18 protein-coding genes are annotated in these 18,704 nt (G+C 53.7%); 9 read left to right on the top strand and 9 right to left on the bottom strand.

What is annotated here, in order from left to right; all coding sequences use genetic code 11:
- Positions 1–21: 21 nt before the first annotated feature.
- Positions 22–984, top strand: coding sequence for a ribonuclease Z (locus tag JFC11_RS02005; RefSeq protein WP_198348604.1), 963 nt, complete (start codon positions 22–24; stop codon positions 982–984).
- 16 nt (positions 985–1,000) lie between these two features.
- Here the strand turns inward: JFC11_RS02005 and JFC11_RS02000 are convergent, their stop codons facing one another.
- From JFC11_RS02000 to JFC11_RS01985, 4 genes are all read right to left on the bottom strand, one after another.
- Positions 1,001–1,255 (bottom strand): Txe/YoeB family addiction module toxin, encoded by a 255-nt coding sequence (locus JFC11_RS02000; protein ID WP_193061540.1) that lies wholly within the window; start codon positions 1,253–1,255, stop codon positions 1,001–1,003.
- Positions 1,252–1,503: a type II toxin-antitoxin system Phd/YefM family antitoxin gene (locus JFC11_RS01995; RefSeq protein WP_198348603.1), complete on the bottom strand. Its 252-nt coding sequence runs from the start codon at positions 1,501–1,503 to the stop codon at positions 1,252–1,254. The genes JFC11_RS02000 and JFC11_RS01995 overlap by 4 nt, the downstream gene beginning before the upstream one ends.
- A gap of 146 nt (positions 1,504–1,649) precedes the next feature.
- The gene (locus JFC11_RS01990; protein WP_038481577.1) at positions 1,650–2,846 is read right to left on the bottom strand and encodes an E22 family MetX-like putative esterase; all 1,197 of its coding nucleotides are present in this window, start codon (positions 2,844–2,846) and stop codon (positions 1,650–1,652) included.
- A gap of 77 nt (positions 2,847–2,923) precedes the next feature.
- Positions 2,924–4,096 (bottom strand): UbiH/UbiF/VisC/COQ6 family ubiquinone biosynthesis hydroxylase, encoded by a 1,173-nt coding sequence (locus JFC11_RS01985; RefSeq protein ID WP_095602671.1) that lies wholly within the window; start codon positions 4,094–4,096, stop codon positions 2,924–2,926.
- Between the two features lie 115 nt (positions 4,097–4,211).
- On the opposite strand from JFC11_RS01985, the gene JFC11_RS01980 reads away from it, so the two are divergent.
- The 5 genes from JFC11_RS01980 (at position 4,212) to JFC11_RS01960 (ending at position 8,921) form a co-directional block, all read left to right on the top strand.
- A complete protein-coding gene (locus tag JFC11_RS01980; RefSeq protein ID WP_198348602.1) occupies positions 4,212–5,060 on the top strand; it encodes an NAD-dependent protein deacetylase in 849 nt (282 codons plus the stop codon).
- 47 nt (positions 5,061–5,107) lie between these two features.
- Positions 5,108–6,583, top strand: coding sequence for a protein adenylyltransferase SelO (locus JFC11_RS01975; protein ID WP_198348601.1), 1,476 nt, complete (start codon positions 5,108–5,110; stop codon positions 6,581–6,583).
- A 63-nt stretch (positions 6,584–6,646) separates the two neighbouring features.
- Positions 6,647–7,693: a DNA polymerase IV gene (gene dinB / locus JFC11_RS01970; protein ID WP_198348600.1), complete on the top strand. Its 1,047-nt coding sequence runs from the start codon at positions 6,647–6,649 to the stop codon at positions 7,691–7,693.
- 139 nt (positions 7,694–7,832) lie between these two features.
- On the top strand, positions 7,833–8,654 hold the full coding sequence (locus JFC11_RS01965) for an alpha/beta fold hydrolase (RefSeq protein WP_038481588.1): 822 nt from the start codon (positions 7,833–7,835) through the stop codon (positions 8,652–8,654).
- 18 nt (positions 8,655–8,672) lie between these two features.
- Positions 8,673–8,921 carry a YkoF family thiamine/hydroxymethylpyrimidine-binding protein gene (locus tag JFC11_RS01960; protein WP_038481590.1) on the top strand — a complete coding sequence of 83 codons (249 nt, stop codon included), beginning with the start codon at positions 8,673–8,675 and terminating at the stop codon, positions 8,919–8,921.
- Positions 8,922–9,103: 182 nt separating this feature from the next.
- On the opposite strand, the gene gabT is transcribed toward JFC11_RS01960, so the two are convergent.
- From gabT to csiR, 5 genes are all read right to left on the bottom strand, one after another.
- Positions 9,104–10,378 (bottom strand): 4-aminobutyrate--2-oxoglutarate transaminase, encoded by a 1,275-nt coding sequence (gabT, locus tag JFC11_RS01955; RefSeq protein WP_198348599.1) that lies wholly within the window; start codon positions 10,376–10,378, stop codon positions 9,104–9,106.
- Between the two features lie 227 nt (positions 10,379–10,605).
- Positions 10,606–11,409, bottom strand: a complete 804-nt coding sequence (locus JFC11_RS01950) for an EAL domain-containing protein (protein ID WP_198348598.1) — start codon at positions 11,407–11,409, stop codon at positions 10,606–10,608.
- Positions 11,410–11,650: 241 nt separating this feature from the next.
- Positions 11,651–12,865 (bottom strand): CaiB/BaiF CoA transferase family protein, encoded by a 1,215-nt coding sequence (locus JFC11_RS01945; RefSeq protein ID WP_038481597.1) that lies wholly within the window; start codon positions 12,863–12,865, stop codon positions 11,651–11,653.
- Between the two features lie 22 nt (positions 12,866–12,887).
- Positions 12,888–14,066, bottom strand: coding sequence for an acyl-CoA dehydrogenase (locus JFC11_RS01940; protein WP_038481600.1), 1,179 nt, complete (start codon positions 14,064–14,066; stop codon positions 12,888–12,890).
- An 83-nt stretch (positions 14,067–14,149) separates the two neighbouring features.
- Entirely contained in the window at positions 14,150–14,839 is a 690-nt protein-coding gene (gene csiR, locus JFC11_RS01935; RefSeq protein ID WP_038481603.1) for a DNA-binding transcriptional regulator CsiR, read from the bottom strand.
- 262 nt (positions 14,840–15,101) lie between these two features.
- On the opposite strand from csiR, the gene JFC11_RS01930 reads away from it, so the two are divergent.
- From JFC11_RS01930 to JFC11_RS01920, 3 genes are read left to right on the top strand one after another with little or no spacing between them, the layout of a single operon-like run.
- Entirely contained in the window at positions 15,102–16,061 is a 960-nt protein-coding gene (locus JFC11_RS01930) for a TAXI family TRAP transporter solute-binding subunit (protein ID WP_038481605.1), read from the top strand.
- Between the two features lie 44 nt (positions 16,062–16,105).
- On the top strand, positions 16,106–16,618 hold the full coding sequence (locus JFC11_RS01925; RefSeq protein ID WP_095602666.1) for a DUF1850 domain-containing protein: 513 nt from the start codon (positions 16,106–16,108) through the stop codon (positions 16,616–16,618).
- A 33-nt stretch (positions 16,619–16,651) separates the two neighbouring features.
- Positions 16,652–18,664 carry a TRAP transporter permease gene (locus tag JFC11_RS01920; RefSeq protein WP_198348597.1) on the top strand — a complete coding sequence of 671 codons (2,013 nt, stop codon included), beginning with the start codon at positions 16,652–16,654 and terminating at the stop codon, positions 18,662–18,664.
- The last annotated feature ends 40 nt before the right edge of the window (positions 18,665–18,704 follow it).

The raw sequence follows: 18,704 nt of genomic DNA, 5'->3' as shown, positions 1-18,704 counted from the left end.
AGAGACCATTCAGAATAAGCGATGAACCTACTCTTCCTCGGCACCTCCGCCGGTGTACCCACCAAAACAAGAAATGTCACCGGGATCGCTTTGCGTGAAAGCAAAGGGAAGGGCTGGTATCTGGTTGATTGTGGTGAAGGTACCCAGCATCAGGTCTTGCATACCAAGCTGTCGTTTCATTCACTAAAAGCCATCTTTATTACCCATGTGCACGGCGACCACTGCTACGGGCTGCCGGGCATTCTGGCGAGTGCGGCCATGGGTGGCAGGAAAGCGCCGCTGACTATTGTTGCGCCCGCAGGTATCAAAACTTGGTTGGAGGCAACCTGCGAGGTTACGCAGCTATGCTTACCTTTTGCCTTGGAGTTTATCGCCTCAGACGACCTGCCAAGCGTTGAGTTTGAGAACATCGCGGTTGAGACATTCAGCCTTTCACATCGGGTGGCGTCTTATGCCTATACATTTACGGAGCGAAAGATTGATGCTGCCCTGGACATGGAAAAGCTAGCGCAAAAGGGGATTCCAAGAGGGCCGCTGTGGGGGCAGTTGAAGCAAGGGGTTGATATTGAGTTTGCAGGTGAGCCGTTAAGAAGCCAGGACTACCTAATCTTCAAGAACACGCCTAGGAAAGTAGTGATCGCTGGGGATAATGATCAGCCTGACTTATTGAGCGAGGCGTGTGCAGAGGCGCAGGTGCTGGTACATGAGGCCACCTATACCGAAGAGATGGCCGAGAAGGCCGGCGATGTGGGGCATAGCTACGCCAAACTTGTTGCTGCTTTTGCCGAATCGATAAAGCTACCTAGTTTGGTGCTGACGCACTTCAGCCCTCGTTATCAGTTTAGTTCCCATGCGTCGCCGTCCATTGAGGATATCCGCAAAGAGGCTGAGGGTGCCTATTCAGGCTCGCTTTTCTTGGCGCGGGATTTTGGCGAATACACCTTGGAAAAAACGGGTTACTTTTCTGAGGTGGTGGGCGAGTAGTTTTTCCGCGCGTGTATCAGTAGTGATACCGAAGCTGGGCGATCAGCAACGCATCGTCAGTCACCTTGTAAATCATTCGGTGCTCTTCGTTGATGCGTCGAGACCAGTAACCGGCCAAGCCGTGTTTAAGAGGCTCTGGTTTACCAACGCCGCCAAAGGGTTCTCGTTGGGTTTCTTTGATTAGCTTATTGATACGGCTGAGCACTTTTTTGTCCGTTTTCTGCCAGTATAAGTAATCTTCCCAGGCATGCTCAGCGAAGATGAGTTTCATTCCAAAAGCTCCTGCTCTTGGCCGCCACCTTGCTCTAGCTCGGCAATCGACTCAAGCAAGCGTTGAGCATTCTTGGGGACGCGCAGCAGATAGGCGGTCTCTTGCAACGCCTCATAATCCTCTAAAGAGATCATGACCACAGACTGTGCCTTGTTACGGGTAATAATCATGGGCGCGTGATCTTCGCAGACCTGTTGCATTGTTTTCGCTAGATTGGTTCTAGCCGCGGTGTAGCTAATGGCATCCATAGGTAATTTCTGCTCATGATGTTGTTCATGTACAGGATAGTGTACGCCTTTGGTTTTGACAATCGGCTGCGTTTTGAAGATGCCACTTGTTTGACGTTGAAGCCGCTTAGTAGCACTGGCTTCCAGGGAAGCCAGTGCTTACTTCGTTATTTTAAAAACGCTCGCAGCGTTTCGCTGGCTTGGTCGATAGCGACAACACCATCTAAATGGCCGCGGTTGCCTTCCAGGGTTTCAAGCGTCACCTCGGTACCGTCCGCTTCAATCAGCTCGGCAGTGCGGCGCACGCCTTCGGGGGCAAAGACGAGGTCGTTTTCGCTATACAGCATCAGCGTTGGGGCGTCGATGGCGGCCAATCCTTCTTCTAACGAGTCACCGTGGCCCGCCATAAAGAGTTGATTGGCACGAACCAAATACAACAGGTGGTTGGCATCGGAAAGCTCGGCGCGGGCGGCGGCGATGTCATCCAGCGTTTGCTCAATGGCGTAGCGGGCGTTGATATCTTGAGCGGGGTCGCGCTCGTCATCGGCCCAGTCGCGGTTGAATGTTTCGTTGGCCCACTGCCAGTGATTGGCATTGAGGGTGACGAGCTTGAGCGCTTCTTTTAGGCCATCGGTGGGTGGCTCGCCATCGTAGTAGTTGCCTTCATTCCAGTTGGCGTCTAAGCGAATGGGCGCTGCCCAGGCGCTAAGCGTTGCCAGTAACCAGGGGTCGGCAACGCCGCCGCCAATAACAGGAATCAACCTATCCACTTTTTCAGGGTAAGCACTGGCCCATTCAAACGCTTGAAGCGCCCCCATCGAGGCACCCATGACCGCGTGTAGCGATTCAATGCCCTGGCTCTCTAACAACGCCCGCTGTACCTCGACAAAGTCACGAATCGTTACCACAGGAAAATCCATTCCCCAAGGTTCGCCGGTGTCTGGATTGATAGAGGCGGGGCCAGTGGTGGTGACATTGGGGTCGTGGGCGTTGAGGTTCACCAGCGTATCGGACGCAATAATGTAGTACTCGTCGGTATCCAGTGGTTTGCCGGGCCCAATGATGGCATCCCAGTAGCCGGTTGGCTCGCCATCTGGATCATAACGGCCTGCTGCGTTGCTGGTACCAGAGAAGAAATGGGTGATTAAGATGGCATTGTCACGGGCGTCGTTTAATTCACCGTAGGCTTCCCAACCCACCGCAAGTTCGGGAATTGTTTCGCCGCCTTGGGTAGTGAAGTCTTGCATCTCGAAGGTTTGTTTTTCGACGACACCATCCCAGGCCAGTAGCGGTGATGCTGCAAGTAATCCGAGGCTGGTAACTGTCACCACGGTCAATAAAGAGTGTCGTTGCTTGAGAACCATATGCCTTCCTTAAATGAGGGATTGTTATGATTATTGTGGGCAACGGCTGCGTTGCCACCCTCATAGCGTAGTCGGCTTTAGCGCATTTTAAATGGGTTTAGCCCGTTAGCTTGTTGCATCATCATGCGCTTGGCGAGCGGTACGCGTTCGGCAAGATGTAGGCTGAGATCACCCAACTGGCGTAGCGGTTTTGCACCGGTAAACAAGTGATGGAAGCTATCGGTGGCGGCAATCATGGCTTGGTTGGCCAAGCGGCGCTGGCATTCGAAGCGGTGCAGGCTGATAGAGTCACCTGGGTCGCGGCCTTTGATGATCAGCTCTGCCAGGGTATCGGCATCGTGCAGGCCAATATTCAGCCCTTGTCCTGCCAGCGGGTGCACCACGTGGGCGGCATCGCCAATCAGGGCTAAGCGCTTGCCGATATAGCGTTTGGCGTGCTGGCGTCTAATTGGAAAGCTCGCCTTTGCTACCACACGGGTTAGCTTGCCTAGCCGCTTGGGAAAGGCTGTTTCAATGGCCGTTTTTAGGGCGTCGTTGGAGAGCTGTTCACGGGCTTTGGTGGCTTCGTCGCTGTCATACCACACCAGCGATGCACGATGGCCTGGTAAGGGAAGCATGGCAATCGGGCCAGTGGGGGTGAAGCACTGCCAGCTAATATCCTGTTGGGGGAGCTCGGTTTCCACGTTAATAATCATCGCCCGCTGATGGTAGTCGTAGCTACTAACGGTAATGCCAGCAAGTTCTCGTAGCGTCGAATGCGCGCCATCTGCGCCAACAATCAAACGGGCGCTTAAGGTTTTGCCATTATCTAACTCCAGCATGCGGCCGGTGCTGGCCGCCATGGTACTGAGCGGTGCGCACTGGGTATAGCAGGTCACGCTGGGAAGATTCTCTAAGCGCTGCCACAACGCATATTGCAGGGTGCGGTTTTCGATAAAAATGCCGAAGTCGTCCATGCCGCTGTCCTGGGCAGAAAACAGCGAATGGCCGGAGCCATCCTGGTTGGCGACATCAATATGGCGAAACGGGCAGCAGCGCTCTTCGGGCAGCACGGTGCCGCTCGCTTTTACAAACGCCAGCGAACGGGCATTAAGTGAGGAGATACGCAGGTCATAATCGCCGCTAAGCGGGGTGGGGGCGCTGCCGCGTTCTACCAGCCCAACCGACATGCCGGTATGGCCTAAACGGGCCGCTAGCGCGGCACCCACCATGCCACCGCCGACAATGATAATCTCGTGATCCCACTGCATGAGACACTCCTTACGTTGAATAACGAGGGCATATTGCATGACCCTTTATTGTCATACAGTATCGGTTACTTGTCGCAGTGTTGCATAGGGTGATCCATTGACGCAGGCCGTGGAAATGACAAATAGCATCGCACAGGCGGGGGAAGCGCTGGCGGAGTTTATTGAGCGCCACCCTAAACTGTGGGTGATTACTGGCGCGGGAGTAAGCACCGACAGCGGCATTCCTGATTACCGCGATGCCGACGGGCAGTGGAAGCGACCGCCGCCGGTACAGCATGGCGATTTTATGGCCTCACTTGCCGTGCGCCAGCGCTATTGGGCGCGGGCGTTGATCGGCTTCAAAGCTATGCGTGAAGCTCAAGTGAGCGGTGCGCATCGGGCGTTAGCGGCGCTTGAAAACATGGGCCGCGTGGAGCTGCTGGTGACACAGAACGTAGACCGTCTGCATCAGCGGGCGGGTTCCAGCAAGGTCATTGATCTGCATGGACGAGCAGACGTGGTGGCGTGCATGACATGCGGTTATCAACTCATGCGTCACGCCATGCACAGCGAAATGGCCAGGATGAATCCGCGCTTTGCAGCGCTAGATGCCCACCATGCGCCCGACGGCGATGCGGATTTAGAAACCGATTTTTCGACGTTTAAGGTGCTGGATTGCCCGCGCTGCCAAGGCATCTTAAAGCCCCAGGTTGTCTATTACGGCGATGTGGTGCCGCCAGCGCGGCGCTTGGCTGCCCAAGCAGGGCTGCAAAACGCCGATGCCGTGTTGGCTGTGGGTACCTCGTTGATGGTGTATTCCGGCTACCGGTTCTGCCGTGATGCCCACGCCATGGGTTTGCCGGTGGCCTCGCTGTCGTTGGGCGTCACCCGCGCCGATGCACTATTAACCCATCAGTGGCGTGCGCCGTTAACACCGGTGCTAGAGCACGCTGTTGGCTGTTTGCAGCAGCGTTTACTTGACTAAAGTGCTAGGGTATTAGGCAACGATTGTTACCAACAGCGGAGTCGCCCGTGCTGTCATTTGAACACCAGTTTGCAACGCTTCCCGAGCCACTGTGGATGGCCTGTCAGCCCACGCCAGTGAGCCAGCCCGCGCTGATTGTATTTAATGAGCGCCTGGCAGAAACGCTGGGGTTTAAGACAGGGCTGAAGAGTAAGTCTGATGATGCCACCCTTGCCCAATGGTTTAGTGGCAACCAGTTGCCACCCGGCGCAGAGCCACGGGCGCTGGGCTACGCTGGGCATCAGTTTGGTAACTTTGTACCGCAGTTGGGCGATGGCCGCGCATTGTTACTGGGGGAGGTCGTCGACCAGAACGGGATACGGCGCGATGTTCAGCTCAAGGGCAGCGGCCGCACGCCATTTTCCCGTGGTGGTGATGGTCGGTCGCCGCTGGGTCCGGTGCTACGGGAGTATCTGGTCAGTGAGTTTATGGCCGCAATGGGCGTACCTACCACCCGTGCGTTAGCCGCCGTTTCTACCGGCGAGCGAGTCGTGCGCCAATTACCTGAGCCCGGCGCAGTCTTTACCCGCGTGGCAAGCAGTCATATTCGTGTGGGTACCTTTCAATTTGCTGCGGTACGCAGAGATGAAGCTGCCCTGAAAGCGCTGGCCGACCATGTGATTGAGCGCCACTATCCCGAAGCCGCTAGTGCAGATGATCCTTATTTAGCCTTGTTAGAGGCGGTGGTTGCTCGCCAAGCGGCGCTAGTGGCGCGGTGGATGAGCCTTGGGTTTATTCATGGCGTGATGAATACCGACAACTGCAGCATTGCCGGAGAAACCATTGATTACGGCCCCTGTGCCTTTATGGAGCAGTTTGACCCGCAAAAAGTCTACAGCTCGATTGATCAAGGCAAGCGCTATGCCTTTGATAACCAGCCCGCCATTGCTCAATGGAACCTAGCCCGCTTTGCCGAAACGCTGCTGCCGCTGATGCGCGAAGAGGGCGATACCGTCGTCGAGCAGGCTACCGAGATCATTCGCCGCTTTGAGCCGCTGTTTGATGCCGAGCAGCGCCGCCTGCATGCGGATAAGCTCGGCCTTGCAGCAGACAGCGATCAAGCGGTAACGCTAATGGAAGCGCTGGAAAGTCAGATGCACCAGGGGCGGATGGATATGACCGCTACCTTTGATGCGCTGACACACTTCGCCAGCACCTCAAGTGAAACGCATAAGGAAGCACTGCTGGCGCTGACCACCCAACCCAATGAGTTGGCGGCATGGTTAGATAAGTGGCAAGCAGTACAGGTTGCCAGCCAAGACAGCGAGCGCTTAGCCGCCATGCGGCGTGCTAATCCAGTTGTGATTCCCCGTAACCACCGAATTCAGGAAGTTATCAATGCGGCTTACGAGGGCGACTTTGCGCCGTTTCACAGCTTACTTGCTGTGGTCACCCAGCCCTTTGATGAATCCGCAGAAGCACGCCGCCTTGCAGCTCCCGCAACGGAAAACGAGCAGGTATTAAGAACGTTTTGCGGTACGTAACTTCGGCTTCTCCTGTGATATGCTGTGATTATTTACAGGTAAGGGCGGAGGCAAGGGCAACCTGTGCGCAAAATTATTCATTGCGACTGTGACTGCTTCTACGCAGCGGTTGAAATGCGCGATAACCCAGCGCTTAACGATGTGCCTATTGCGATAGGCGGCAGCGTTGAGCAGCGCGGGGTTGTCGCTACCTGTAACTACCCCGCCCGCGAATTTGGCATCCACTCGGCCATGCCCATGGCGCAGGCACTCAAACGCTGCCCACATTTGACCGTGATCCGTGGTGATATGGCCAAATACAAAGCGGTGGCGCGTCAAGTATTTGCGATTTATCGCGATGTGACTGAACTGATTGAACCGCTCTCGCTAGATGAAGCCTTTTTAGACGTTACTGATATTTCCCTGTGCAACGGCAGCGCTACCCGCATGGCCGAAGCGATTCGCCAACGGGTTAAACAAGAAGTAGGCATTACCGTCTCGGCAGGTGTCGCACCCAATAAGTTTCTTGCCAAAATTGCCAGTGACTGGCGTAAGCCCGATGGTCTGTTTGTGATCACGCCGAACGATATCGATGGCTTTGTACAGCAACTGCCAGTCAAGAAAATCCACGGCGTAGGGCCACGCACGGCTGAAAAATTGGCGGGGTTGGGTATCCAAACCTGTGCGGATTTGCGGGCTCGCCCGCTCACTGAGCTGGTTGAGCAGTTTGGCCGTTTCGGTCATCGACTGTTCGAACTTAGCTTTGGGCGCGACGAGCGGCCAGTGAAAACCCATCGTGAGCGGAAATCGATCAGCACCGAGCAAACCTACTCCCAAGACTTACCCTCCCTGGAAGCCTGTCGCCAACAATTACCCGACCTACTCAACGACTTAGAGCAGCGCTATGCCAGACTAGACCCAGCGCCCGGCGTGCGCGGGTTAATGGTAAAGGTAAAATTTAACGACTTTACCCAAACCACGGTTGAACACGCCGACCCCGCACCTAACCTGGATCAATTCGAATCCCTGTTAACTATTGGTTGGGCGCGAGGGGAGAGGCCAGTTCGGCTATTAGGCGTGGGCTATCGTTTGGCAGAAGAAGCCACGGTTCAACAACTCTCTTTGTTTTAATTAGCCTGTTAATACTTATGTCGATTGACGCTCATACAAAGGCGCGTTAAAACAGACGTATGATAGTTTTTTTACTTGCTAGCTAGCGTGGGTGCTGCTGCCACGCTGCTTTCCTGTCTTCTTACCCTGCGAGCTAACCATGTCTGCCCATGCCACCCAACGCCCTCGTTTAGTGTTTGCCCATGCGAATGGCTTTCCTGGCTTAAGCTATCGCACGCTGCTGGAACCACTGGCGGAGTCGTTTGACCTCCATCCGTTGGACCGATTGGGTCATCACCCGGATTACCCGGTGAACCATAACTGGGGCAATTTAGTCGATGAACTGTTGAGCTACTTGCCGGTTACAGACACACCGTTATTGGGTGTTGGTCACTCGTTAGGCGGTACGCTGATGGCTATGGCGGCAGATAAACAGCCAGAACGCTTCTGCGGCGTCATTATGCTTGACCCTCCGTTGATGCTGGGGCCGGATGCCTGGGTGATGAAAGCGGCGAAGCGATTTGGTTTTATGGACCGCATCACCCCTGCTGGTAAAACTCAGGGGCGGCGCAGTGTGTGGCCTAGTCGAGAAGCCATGGCTGACTCGCTGCGCCGCCGTGGGTTATTTCGCCGCTTTACCCCAGAGGCATTGAACGACTACATTGAAGCAGGCACGCGCTTGCTGGATGACGGTAGCGCTGAGCTAACCTTTGACCCAGGTATTGAGGTGGAGATATTTCGCCACCTGCCGGATCATCTGTCGGGATTGCCACGTCGAGTCGGTGTGCCGATCCACTTGGTGGCAGGGAAGGAGTCGCATTTACTCACTCCCACACGGGTCAAGCGGCTTCAGCGTCGTGGGTTAGCTATCAGCGAGGTTCCCGGTACTCACATGTTCCCTATGGAGCATCCTGATGAAACGCGGGCGGCCATATTGGCGGCATGGCAGCGCTTTTCACAGGGAGCCAGTAAGCGCGCATAAAGCGCATAAGGAGGCAGGATGTATCTTTCCGTACAGCTAAGCTATTACCCGCTGGCCGATGATTTTAAGCCAGTGGTGAAAGAGGTGGTAAAACGTTTGGAAGCCACAGGGTTAGAAGTTCACCCTAATCGAATGAGTACCCAGGTGTTCGGGGAATTCGATGCGGTGATGGCCGCTTTAAGCGATGTGATGAAGTGGTCGTTTGAGACTCATGGAAAAGCGGTTTTTACAGCTAATTTCCTCGAAGGCGATCGACGCCCTCGGTAAGTAGAGAGCTGGCATGGCCGAAACAGCCCTGGGCGGGGGCGCTGTAACCCCATCCCTGGGCGCTACTTTTGCCATCTGACCACCAAGGATGGTGGGAATGCCGGAAAAGTCGGGAACTGTTTTCCGGCCATGGCAAAAGACCCCCGCTACGAGCTGTTATAGGCCTTTTGAATCAGAGCCCCTTAAACCAGCGATTCCAGGCAGGATTCAATAATATCCAGCCCTTCGTTGAGGACGCTGTCTTCAATCGTGACGGGCATCAAGAAGCGAATCGTATTGCCGTACATGCCGCAGGAGAGCAGGATCAACCCTTCCTCACGGGCTTTCTTACACAGCGCTGCGGCAAGTTCTGGATTGGGCGTGCGATCCGTTTTATTCGAGACCAGTTCAAATGCCGCCATAGCGCCCATGTTGCGCACATTATCAATGCAGTCGAACTTGGTTTGCCACTCGCCAAAACGAGCCGCTAGCTTTTCACCCAGCGTTCGGCTTTTCTCAAGAATGTTTTCCTCTTCGAATACTTCCATCACGGCCAGTGCTGCAGCGCAGGCGGTGGGGCTGCCGGTATAGGTGCCGCCCAAAGAGTTGGGGCCAGAGGCATCCATAACCTTGTCGGTGCCGACAACCGCAGAGATCGGCATACCGTCAGCCATGCTTTTCGCCATGGTCATGATGTCCGGCTCAACGCCGCTGTGCTCAATGGCGAACATTTTGCCGGTTCGGCCAAAGCCAGACTGCACTTCGTCGATGATCATCAGCATGCCATGCTCATCGCAAATTTCGCGGATCTTCTCCAGGAAGCTTTTCGATGCAGGATAGAAACCGCCTTCGCCAAGCACCGGCTCCAAGACAATCGCGGCAGTGTCTTTTGGGTTGGCGTCGGTTTTCAGGGTCATTTTCAGACCACGAAGGGCTTCGTCTTCGCTGACACCGTGGTAGGACACCGGATAAGGCGCGCGGAATACCGTGCCAGGCATCGGGCCAAAATCGGTTTGATACGGGGCTACTTTGCCGTTCATGGCCATGGTGTAGAACGTTCGGCCGTGATAACCGCCGTCAAAACAAATGACGTTAGAGCGGCCGGTGGCAGCGCGGGCAATTTTAACGGCATTTTCCAACGCTTCTGCACCGGAGTTAGCCAGCATTACTTTGGCGTGGCCGCGAACCGGTACGAGGTGGCTAAGTTTTTCAGCAACTTTTACATAGCCTTCATAAGGCATCACTGTTTGGCAGGTGTGCATGACCTTATCCAACTGGGCTTTCACCGCAGCAACCACTTTAGGATGACGGTGGCCTACGTTCAAAACGCCTATACCGCCCGCGAAGTCGATAAAACGGTTGCCGTCGGCGTCCCAGATCTCAGCATTCTCAGCGCGATCCGCAAAAGCAGTGGCGGGGCTAGCGGCGCCCGCCGCGACATACTTCTGCTTCAGTTCGTTTAGCTCGGCGTTGCTCATGGCTCAACTCCTTTGGATGTTGGATGTTGCCTGTGAGAAATGTGCAGTGTCACTGCTTATGTGACAGGTTCGGTCGTCATTGTTTCAAATTCGTTATATAGACGATAAAACGGGGGTAATGGACAGTAGGCGACAGACAGTAGTTAAAAGACGGTGGTTAAAAGATAGTAGTTAATGGAGAGTAGTTAAAAGACAATCGGCAATAGGCAGCAGGTAATAGGTTTGCATCAGTAGCTTAATGCTTCTAAGCCTACATATACCTCTTCTCTTAAGTCTAATAATCGAGAGGTTAGATCTGGGCCTAAGGAATTAATAGCTGGCTTGGCGTAGAAAAAGCCCTGTTGGCGAGCAATGCCCGCCCGCGCTAGCCATAATGCTTCTTTGCGTGTTTCTACCCCTTCAGCAATGAGCGTCATGTTCAACTCTTTAGCTAGCAAAATGATGGAGCTGAGCAGCGCTTGGCGACGCATATCATGGTCACAGTTCATCACCAGCTCGCGGTCGATTTTGAGCTTATCCGGTGTTAGACCAGTCAACAGATCCAGGTTGGCATAGCCATTGCCAAAGTCATCAATGGCCGTTTTAAAGCCCATCTCGCGATAGGCTTCGATGATATTGCGCAGGTGCTGGCGGTCTCGTACGCGTTCGGTTTCAGTGATTTCAAAAATTAGCCGCTCCATTGGCCATCCAACGCGTCGAGAAATATCAAGCGTTGCTTGAATGCACGCTTCCGGTTCGTAGACAGCATTGGGTAAAAAATTGATTGATAATGCCGTTGGCATATTCAGAGCGCTTGCCATCTCAATCGCTTTAACACGACAAGCTTGATCAAACCGATACAGTAGGTCGTCAGTCACCTGAGAAATAACACTCCAGGCAGATTCGCCATTAATCCCTCGGACAAGCGCCTCATGTGTCACCACGCGAGCAAGTGACACGTCCACAATAGGTTGAAAGGCCATCGTGAAATCAAAAGGAAGGTCCCCCTCGCATCGTTTACAGCTACCGTCTACCCGTGCGCAGTGACCCATGAAATCCCCCTATAGCAGTGCGCCAAGTTACCCGCTGGCCGATTTACGTTAGCCATTGCCGGTTAATTTAAATTTTTTTTAACTATCTAATCATAGACGAAAACAGTTTAGTCGCTTGTTAACTTTTCGTATAGGTTTTGTATAGAAATTATTGGGTGCGCTGAGCCGACAAAAAAAGCGCCCAACTGGGCGCTAAGATGAATCGTTAGTAGAGATATGAAAAGAGGGAGGATAACGAGCGTTAAATAATGCCTGCTTGTTGCAGAGCGTGGCGCTGTTCGCTGGTAATGCCAAGCTCATCAAGCACCTGTTGCGTGTGCTCACCCAATGAGGGAGGGGGAGTCTGGGCGCTGATTGACTCGCCGTTGATACGGATAGGGTTCGCGACTAAGTCGACGTGACCGGCTTGGCTGTGGGGAAGCGTTTGCTTCAAGCCACGTGCTTTGACATGGGGGTCGTCGAAGACGCGATCCAAGGTGTTGATGGGTCCACTAGGCACACCGGCGGCTTCAAAGGCAGCCAGCCATCCATCAGTTTTCTGCGTTAGTAATACGGCTTCCAGTAGAGGAGCCAATACAGTGCGGTGCTGCACCCGTGCGCCGTTGGTGGCGAACCTTGGGTCCAGCGGCAACGTTGGCTGGTCGATCACTTGGCAGAAACGCTTAAACTGCTCGTCATTACCGACGGCAACAATCATATGGCCATCAGCAGTGGCAAACGCTTGGTATGGAACGATATTGGGATGTGCATTCCCCAGCCGCTGAGGTACTTGACCGGAGGTTAAGTAGTTGAGCGCCTGGTTCGCCAGTACGCCCACCTGAACGTCCATCAATGCCATATCAATATGACATCCAACGTTGCTATCGCGGCGCTGGTAAAGCGCTGCCAGCACGGCATTGGCGGCATACAGGCCGGTGAAAATATCGGTAAAGGCAACGCCGATTTTGACGGGGCCACCGCCGGGCTCATGATCAGGCTTGCCGGTTAGGCTCATAATGCCGCCCATTGCCTGAATCATGAAGTCGTAACCGGCGCGGTGTGCGTAAGGGCTTTCTTGGCCAAAGCCGGTGATTGAACAGTAGATAAGCCGAGGATTCAGTGTCTTCAGGCTCTCATAGTCCAGGCCGTACTTTTTCAAACCGCCCACTTTGAAGTTTTCAAGCAACACATCGGAGGTGGCGACGAGCTGCTTAATCAATGCCTGGCCTTCAGGCTTGGCCATATCGACGGTGACCGAGCGCTTGCCTCGGTTGGCGCAGAGGTAGTAGGCCGACTCTGAACTGCCAGAGAGCCATGGAGGGCCCCAGTGGCGAGTATCATCGCCGCTGACGGGGCGCTCTACCTTGATCACATCAGCCCCCATGTCTGCGAGCATTTGCCCGCACCACGGGCCAGCCAGTACACGTGAAATATCGAGTACTTTGATGCCTGCTAGTGGCTTGGCTGCTGTGCTCATTAGGTGCCTCACTTGTCGCTATTTAGAAAAATGCCTGAATACCGGTCTGGGCACGACCCAAGATTAAGGCGTGTACATCGTGAGTGCCTTCGTAGGTGTTTACCGATTCCAAGTTCACCATATGGCGAATAACACCGTACTCATCGGAAACACCGTTGCCGCCGTGCATGTCGCGAGACTGGCGAGCGATATCCAGCGCTTTACCGCAGTTATTGCGTTTGATTAGTGAGACCATTTCCGGTGCCCAATTGCCGCTATCCATTAGGCGACCTACCTGTAGCGCTGCCTGTAAGCCCAGGGTGATCTCGGTTTGCATATCTGCGAGTTTCTTCTGGATCAACTGATTTGCAGCCAGTGGGCGGCCAAACTGTTTGCGGTCTAAGGTGTATTGGCGTGCGGCATGCCAACAGAACTCAGCGGTGCCCATAACGCCCCAGGCAATGCCATAACGAGCTTTATTCAAGCAACCGAAGGGACCTTTTAAACCGCTAACGTTAGGCAATAGGTTTTCTTCAGGGACAAAGGCATTGTCCAGTACGATTTCACCGGTGATGGAAGCGCGAAGCGACACCTTGCCTTCAATTTTGGGTGTGCTGAAGCCTTCGGTACCGCGCTCAACAATAAAGCCTTTGATTTGATTGTCGTGGGCGGCGGACTTTGCCCAAACCACCGCAATATCGGCAATCGGGCTGTTGGTAATCCACATTTTGGCACCGGTTAAGCGGTAGCCACCGTCAACTTTTTCTGCCCGAGTGATCATTGAACCAGGGTCTGAGCCATGGTCAGGTTCGGTTAAACCAAAACAGCCGACCATTTCTCCGCTGGCGAGCTTAGGTAAATATTTATGCTTCTGCTCTTCAGAGCCATAGGCTTCAATCGGATACATCACCAGTGATGACTGCACGCTCATGGCTGAGCGGTAGCCTGAATCAACGCGCTCTACTTCGCGGGCAATGAGTCCGTAGGCCACATGGTTCACGCCTGAGCCGCCATATTCAGGGGCGACAGTTGCACCCAGCAGGCCAAGCTCACCCATCTCGTTCATGATCTCACGATCGAAGCGCTCTTCACGAAAAGCACTCAGCACACGTGGCTGCAGGTTTTCCTGGCAGTAGTCGTGAGCGGCATCACGAATTTGGCGCTCTTCATCGGTGAGTTGGTGTTCGAGCAGCAGCGGGTCGTCCCAGTTGAAACGGGTCATGGCGTGAACTCCTACATAGTCATTTTGATACGATCCAATGTATCGTCGTTTTATTAAAATATCTACATTTTAAAATAAAGAATTTAATTGATCCCACGTTCCTTGAGAACACGGGTAATAATCGGGACAGGCGTCATTAAGTGATCACGCATGAGGTTGGCCGCTTGCTCTGTATCACGAGCCAGGATGACGTCTACCAAGGCGGCATGCTCTTGTCTTTTGATTTCAAGTGCCTGGGGGGACATCACCGTTTCCTGCAGCCACAGGTGGCGGTAGCGTTCTACCTGATCAAACAGCGTGTCGCGCATCTGCAACAGGTGTGGCGAGTTGCAGCCGCTAGCAATGGCGGTATGAAATGCCTTATGGCGCAAATCCCAGCCATCAAGCAGCTCATCGGGGGAGCTTACCTCGGTCACTTTAGCTAGCCGATGAGCGGTGGCGAGTACGTTGGCTTCCCAGTCGTCGTCGCCGCGCTCAATGGCCAGGCGCAAAATCAGGCCCTCTAACTGAGCGCGTGCGTCGTAAATATCGTTCAGCTCGGCCAGCGACATGGGGGCAACGCGATAGCCACGTTGGCTAATCGCAATCACCAAGCGGTCGGCAACTAATTGGGAAAGCGCTTCGCGTAGAGGACCGGTACTGGCGCCGTAATACTCCTTGAGGCGGCTCATTAAAAGCTTCTCTTCAGGCGCATAACGGCCGCGAATGATGTCGTGCTTCAGGGCGCGATAGGCACTGATGGCTAGGTTCGGGCGCGGCGCATCGTGCTCCATGATATCTCCTTAGGCCAACGTTAGGCGTGGCGATCTGCATTAACTAATCGCTATTATCAATAAATTTTAGACATTTAGCACAGGTAACGACATTTATACGTGGGTTATCGGCGAATAGCGTTGCATTAGCATCTCACGCTAAAGCCGTGCTAACGTCATTGCACCGCGTTTGCTTGCCGTTTACGGTAACCAGAGGCTGGGACTTCACACCTCCTTATCGTCAACCATACTTATAAGTCCAAACAGGACGGAGGAACCGCTTATGCGAACTCTAAAATATACAGTGGCAGCATCCATGTTGGCTGTTGCACTTCCAGCCAGTGCGCAACAGCTTTCAATCGCGACCGGCGGTACCGGCGGGGTTTATTATCCGATCGGCGGTGGCTTCGCTGAAATGATTAATAACCATATTGAAGGCGCTCAGGCGACTGCTGAGGTTACTGGTGCCTCAGTTGAAAATATGGGGCTGATTATGCGTGGCGACGCCGATTTGGCATTAGCGCTGGCCGACACGGTTTATCAGGCTTATAACGGCAGCGGCGACTTTGACGGCCGTCAGATTGAAAATACCCGTGCTCTGGCCTCTGTTTACCCGAATGCGGTGCAGTTGGTAACGCTGGCTGAGTCGGATATCGAGACCATCGCTGACCTGGCTGGGAAGCGTGTTTCCGTGGGTGCACCAGGCAGTGGCACCGAGCTAAATGCACGCGCCGTTTTGGAAGCCAACGGCATTAGTTATGAAGATTTTACCCCCCAGCGACTCAATTTTAACGAAACCGCAGATGCCATTCGTGATGGTGATATCGACGCCGGTTTCTGGAGCGTTGGGCCCCCCACCAGTTCTATTCTTAACCTTGCCGCTACCCGTGATATCCGCTTAATTGGCCTCTCCGATGAAGAAGTTGCCAATGCACAGGAAGCGGAGGCAGTGTTTGCGCCCTACGAGCTGGCAGCGGGTATGTATGACGGTATGGACGAGTCCGTTCAGACTATCGGTGTTCCTAACGTCTTGGTGGTGAATTCTGATATGGACGAAGAGCTCGCTTACCAGCTGACTCAGCTACTGTTTGAAAACACCGATGAGTTAATTGCTGTTCACCCTGCCGCCAACGACACCACCATTGAGTTCACCATGAACTCTACGCCTGTGCCGTTGCACCCGGGGGCGATTCGCTACTTTGAAGAAGTAGGAGCGGATATTCCTGATCGTCTGCGCCCTTAACGGTTAAAGGGTCTTGCCATAGACATTGCCATAAGGATATTGCCATGCAGTGGCAACAACGACTGATGGCGCTACTTTTTGCATGTCTACCGCTCACCGAAGTGGGGGCTTCCCCCGCTTCGGTGAATGCGTCTATGCGTTTAGCTGTGGTGACTGAACAAGGCGATGTTTTAGTGGATGCGCTGGTGCCTTCAGAAGGGCGCTGGTGTATCCAGTGGCAACACTCTGTTGAGCACTTTACGGTACTGGATTGCTATCGCAATGCGGCAGGCGTTATGCAACTTGAGCGTAGTCATCAACCAGACTTTGCCGCAGGGCTTGGTCATATCTTTGGCCGTGGAGAACAAGTCTCAGATGGTGAGGGCGGTTATTGGATTAATGCTATTGATGAGCCCGTAGCAAATAACCGTTATGCATTAAGAGTCGGTTCTTCTGCCGTCAATCACCAAGTGGTGTGGCCGAATGGTGAGCATTCACCGGTGAGTTTAAGTAAGTACGCAGCCGGGCAACGTGTGATTATCCAATTATTATCACCTAGCACCGCTCCGCGTGAATAAAAACGATAGTAGTTAACGCTTCCGAGGACGTTCATGAACGAATCCACTCCACCGCCGGTTGTGATGCCCGGCGCGAATGCGATGCAGCCCCGCATGGTTCTGTGGTGTATCACCGTGGTTGCGGTGGGGCTCTCACTCTTCCAGCTCTATTCTGCTGGTATCCAGCCCCTTGGGCTTTTCTATCAGCGCAGTATTCACTTAGCGTTGATTATGTTGCTGGCATTTTTGATGTTTCCTGTGTTTGGGCCAACGCGCAAACGTGGAGTGCTGGGGTGGGGCATTGATCTGATTTTCTTTGCCGGGGCTTTGACTACCGGTGGCTATCTGGTGCTCTTTTTAGATGAGATTATCAATCGAGCCGGCTTCTGGAGTGACACCGATATTTTAGTGGCCTGTATTGCGACGGTTACCGTGTTGGAAGCAAGTCGTCGAGCCGTTGGGTTTGGCATGACGGTGATCGGCCTGCTTGCCATTATCTACGCATTTGCAGGGCCTAGGGGTGAACTGCCATGGCTAGGTGAATGGATGCCCGGCATTTTAGAGCATCGTGGCTATACCTTGGAGCGCGTCGCAGGGCAGCTTTATTTAGGACAAGAAGGCATCTTTGGTTTGCCTTTGGGAGTTGCGGCGACCTACATCTTTATATTCGTACTCTTTGGTGCCTTTTTGGAAAGCACTGGCGCTGGCAAGTTTTTTATTGATATGGCCTATGCTGCCACTGGCCGCCAGCGGGGCGGCCCTGCGAAAGCTGCCGTGCTGGCTTCAGCCGGTATGGGCTCTATTTCGGGTAGTGCGATTGCCAACGTGGTGACCACCGGGGCATTTACCATTCCGCTGATGAAAAAGCTGGGCTATCAGCCAAAGCAGGCGGGAGGAATAGAAGCAGCCGCCTCTACTGGTGGACAAATTATGCCGCCTTTAATGGGGGCGGGGGCATTTTTAATTGCGGAATATACCAATACGCCCTATTTGGAAATCGTTAAAATCAGCATTCTGCCGGCGATTATGTACTTTGCAACGGTGTATCTATTTGTCCATATCATTGCATTGAAGCAGGGAATGCAGGGGTTGGCGAAAAGCGAGTTGCCGCAAATGCGCCAAGTCATGAAAGATGGCTGGCACTTCCTGCTTCCTCTAGCGGTGCTAGTGTGGCTGCTAGCGATGAGTATGTCGCCAATGCGCGTGGGGTATTACGCCGTGGTCACCATCATCGCTGTGGCGGTTCTTCGCTATGCGCTTTGGTACTTCTTTATTGCTCCTAAGCAAGGTCAGCCGGTAACCATGAGCCGCACCAAAGGTGTGGTGTGGGCGGGGCTCGTTAAGTTGGTTCAGGGGTTGGAGCTGGGTGCGCGGAATGCCGTTGCAGTTTCTATGGCTTGTGCCGTGGCTGGGATTATTGTCGGCGTTGTGGGCCTGACAGGGCTAGGATTGAAGTTTTCCTCAATGATGCTGGCTTTTTCTGGCGGCAACCTAGTGTTGGCGTTGGTGATGGTGCTGCTGGCAAGCTTGATTTTGGGGATGGGGCTGCCGGTTACCGCGAGCTATATTGTCTTGATTGTACTTGTGGGACCAGCGTTGACCGCTGAATTTGGAGTGCCGCTACTGATTGCTCACTTAGTGGTGTTCTGGTATTCCCAGGATTCCAATGTGACACCGCCTATCGCCCTGGCCGGTTTTGCGGGGGCAGCAATTGCAGGCAGTAAACCCATGGAGACTGGCTTCCAAGCTTGGAAATTTGCCAAAGGTCTCTATTTAATTCCGCTATTTATGGTGTTTAATCCAGAAATCATTGTCGGTGGCCCTGTGCCCGTGGTGGTTTGGAATGCGCTGATTGCTATTTTGGCGCTGTGTGCATTTGCTGCCGCGCTTGAAGGTTATCTGTTTACCAAGATGTCTTGGTTACCGCGCTTGGCGATTGGCGCTGCCATTTTCGGGGTTTTCTACCCAAATCTACTAACGGAAATGGCTGGCGTGGTGGTGATGATTGCCGCGATTGGTGCTAACTGGTTTGCCAGCAAGCGAGAACGTCTGCCTATGGGCGGCTAATCGTAGGGCGTTAATGTGCGCCATAAAAAAAGCCCGGAGA

It is taken from the genome of Vreelandella alkaliphila, from assembly GCF_016107625.1.
GTDB lineage: Bacteria > Pseudomonadota > Gammaproteobacteria > Pseudomonadales > Halomonadaceae > Vreelandella > Vreelandella alkaliphila.
This window is presented reverse-complemented; position numbering and strand designations above follow the sequence as displayed.

What these genes read in the sequence shown, in the direction of transcription:
- JFC11_RS01980 (WP_198348602.1), top strand. Translation starts at nt 4,212, where the DNA reads ATGACAAATAGCATCGCACAGGCGGGGGAAGCGCTGGCGGAGTTTATT.
- JFC11_RS01965 (WP_038481588.1), top strand. Translation starts at nt 7,833, where the DNA reads ATGTCTGCCCATGCCACCCAACGCCCTCGTTTAGTGTTTGCCCATGCG.
- JFC11_RS01925 (WP_095602666.1), top strand. Translation starts at nt 16,106, where the DNA reads ATGCAGTGGCAACAACGACTGATGGCGCTACTTTTTGCATGTCTACCG.
- csiR (WP_038481603.1), bottom strand. Translation starts at nt 14,839, where the DNA reads ATGGAGCACGATGCGCCGCGCCCGAACCTAGCCATCAGTGCCTATCGC.
- gabT (WP_198348599.1), bottom strand. Translation starts at nt 10,378, where the DNA reads ATGAGCAACGCCGAGCTAAACGAACTGAAGCAGAAGTATGTCGCGGCG.
- JFC11_RS01945 (WP_038481597.1), bottom strand. Translation starts at nt 12,865, where the DNA reads ATGAGCACAGCAGCCAAGCCACTAGCAGGCATCAAAGTACTCGATATT.
- JFC11_RS01930 (WP_038481605.1), top strand. Translation starts at nt 15,102, where the DNA reads ATGCGAACTCTAAAATATACAGTGGCAGCATCCATGTTGGCTGTTGCA.
- JFC11_RS01990 (WP_038481577.1), bottom strand. Translation starts at nt 2,846, where the DNA reads ATGGTTCTCAAGCAACGACACTCTTTATTGACCGTGGTGACAGTTACC.
- JFC11_RS01950 (WP_198348598.1), bottom strand. Translation starts at nt 11,409, where the DNA reads ATGGGTCACTGCGCACGGGTAGACGGTAGCTGTAAACGATGCGAGGGG.
- JFC11_RS02000 (WP_193061540.1), bottom strand. Translation starts at nt 1,255, where the DNA reads ATGAAACTCATCTTCGCTGAGCATGCCTGGGAAGATTACTTATACTGG.
- JFC11_RS02005 (WP_198348604.1), top strand. Translation starts at nt 22, where the DNA reads ATGAACCTACTCTTCCTCGGCACCTCCGCCGGTGTACCCACCAAAACA.
- JFC11_RS01995 (WP_198348603.1), bottom strand. Translation starts at nt 1,503, where the DNA reads ATGGATGCCATTAGCTACACCGCGGCTAGAACCAATCTAGCGAAAACA.
- JFC11_RS01960 (WP_038481590.1), top strand. Translation starts at nt 8,673, where the DNA reads ATGTATCTTTCCGTACAGCTAAGCTATTACCCGCTGGCCGATGATTTT.
- JFC11_RS01985 (WP_095602671.1), bottom strand. Translation starts at nt 4,096, where the DNA reads ATGCAGTGGGATCACGAGATTATCATTGTCGGCGGTGGCATGGTGGGT.
- JFC11_RS01940 (WP_038481600.1), bottom strand. Translation starts at nt 14,066, where the DNA reads ATGACCCGTTTCAACTGGGACGACCCGCTGCTGCTCGAACACCAACTC.
- JFC11_RS01920 (WP_198348597.1), top strand. Translation starts at nt 16,652, where the DNA reads ATGAACGAATCCACTCCACCGCCGGTTGTGATGCCCGGCGCGAATGCG.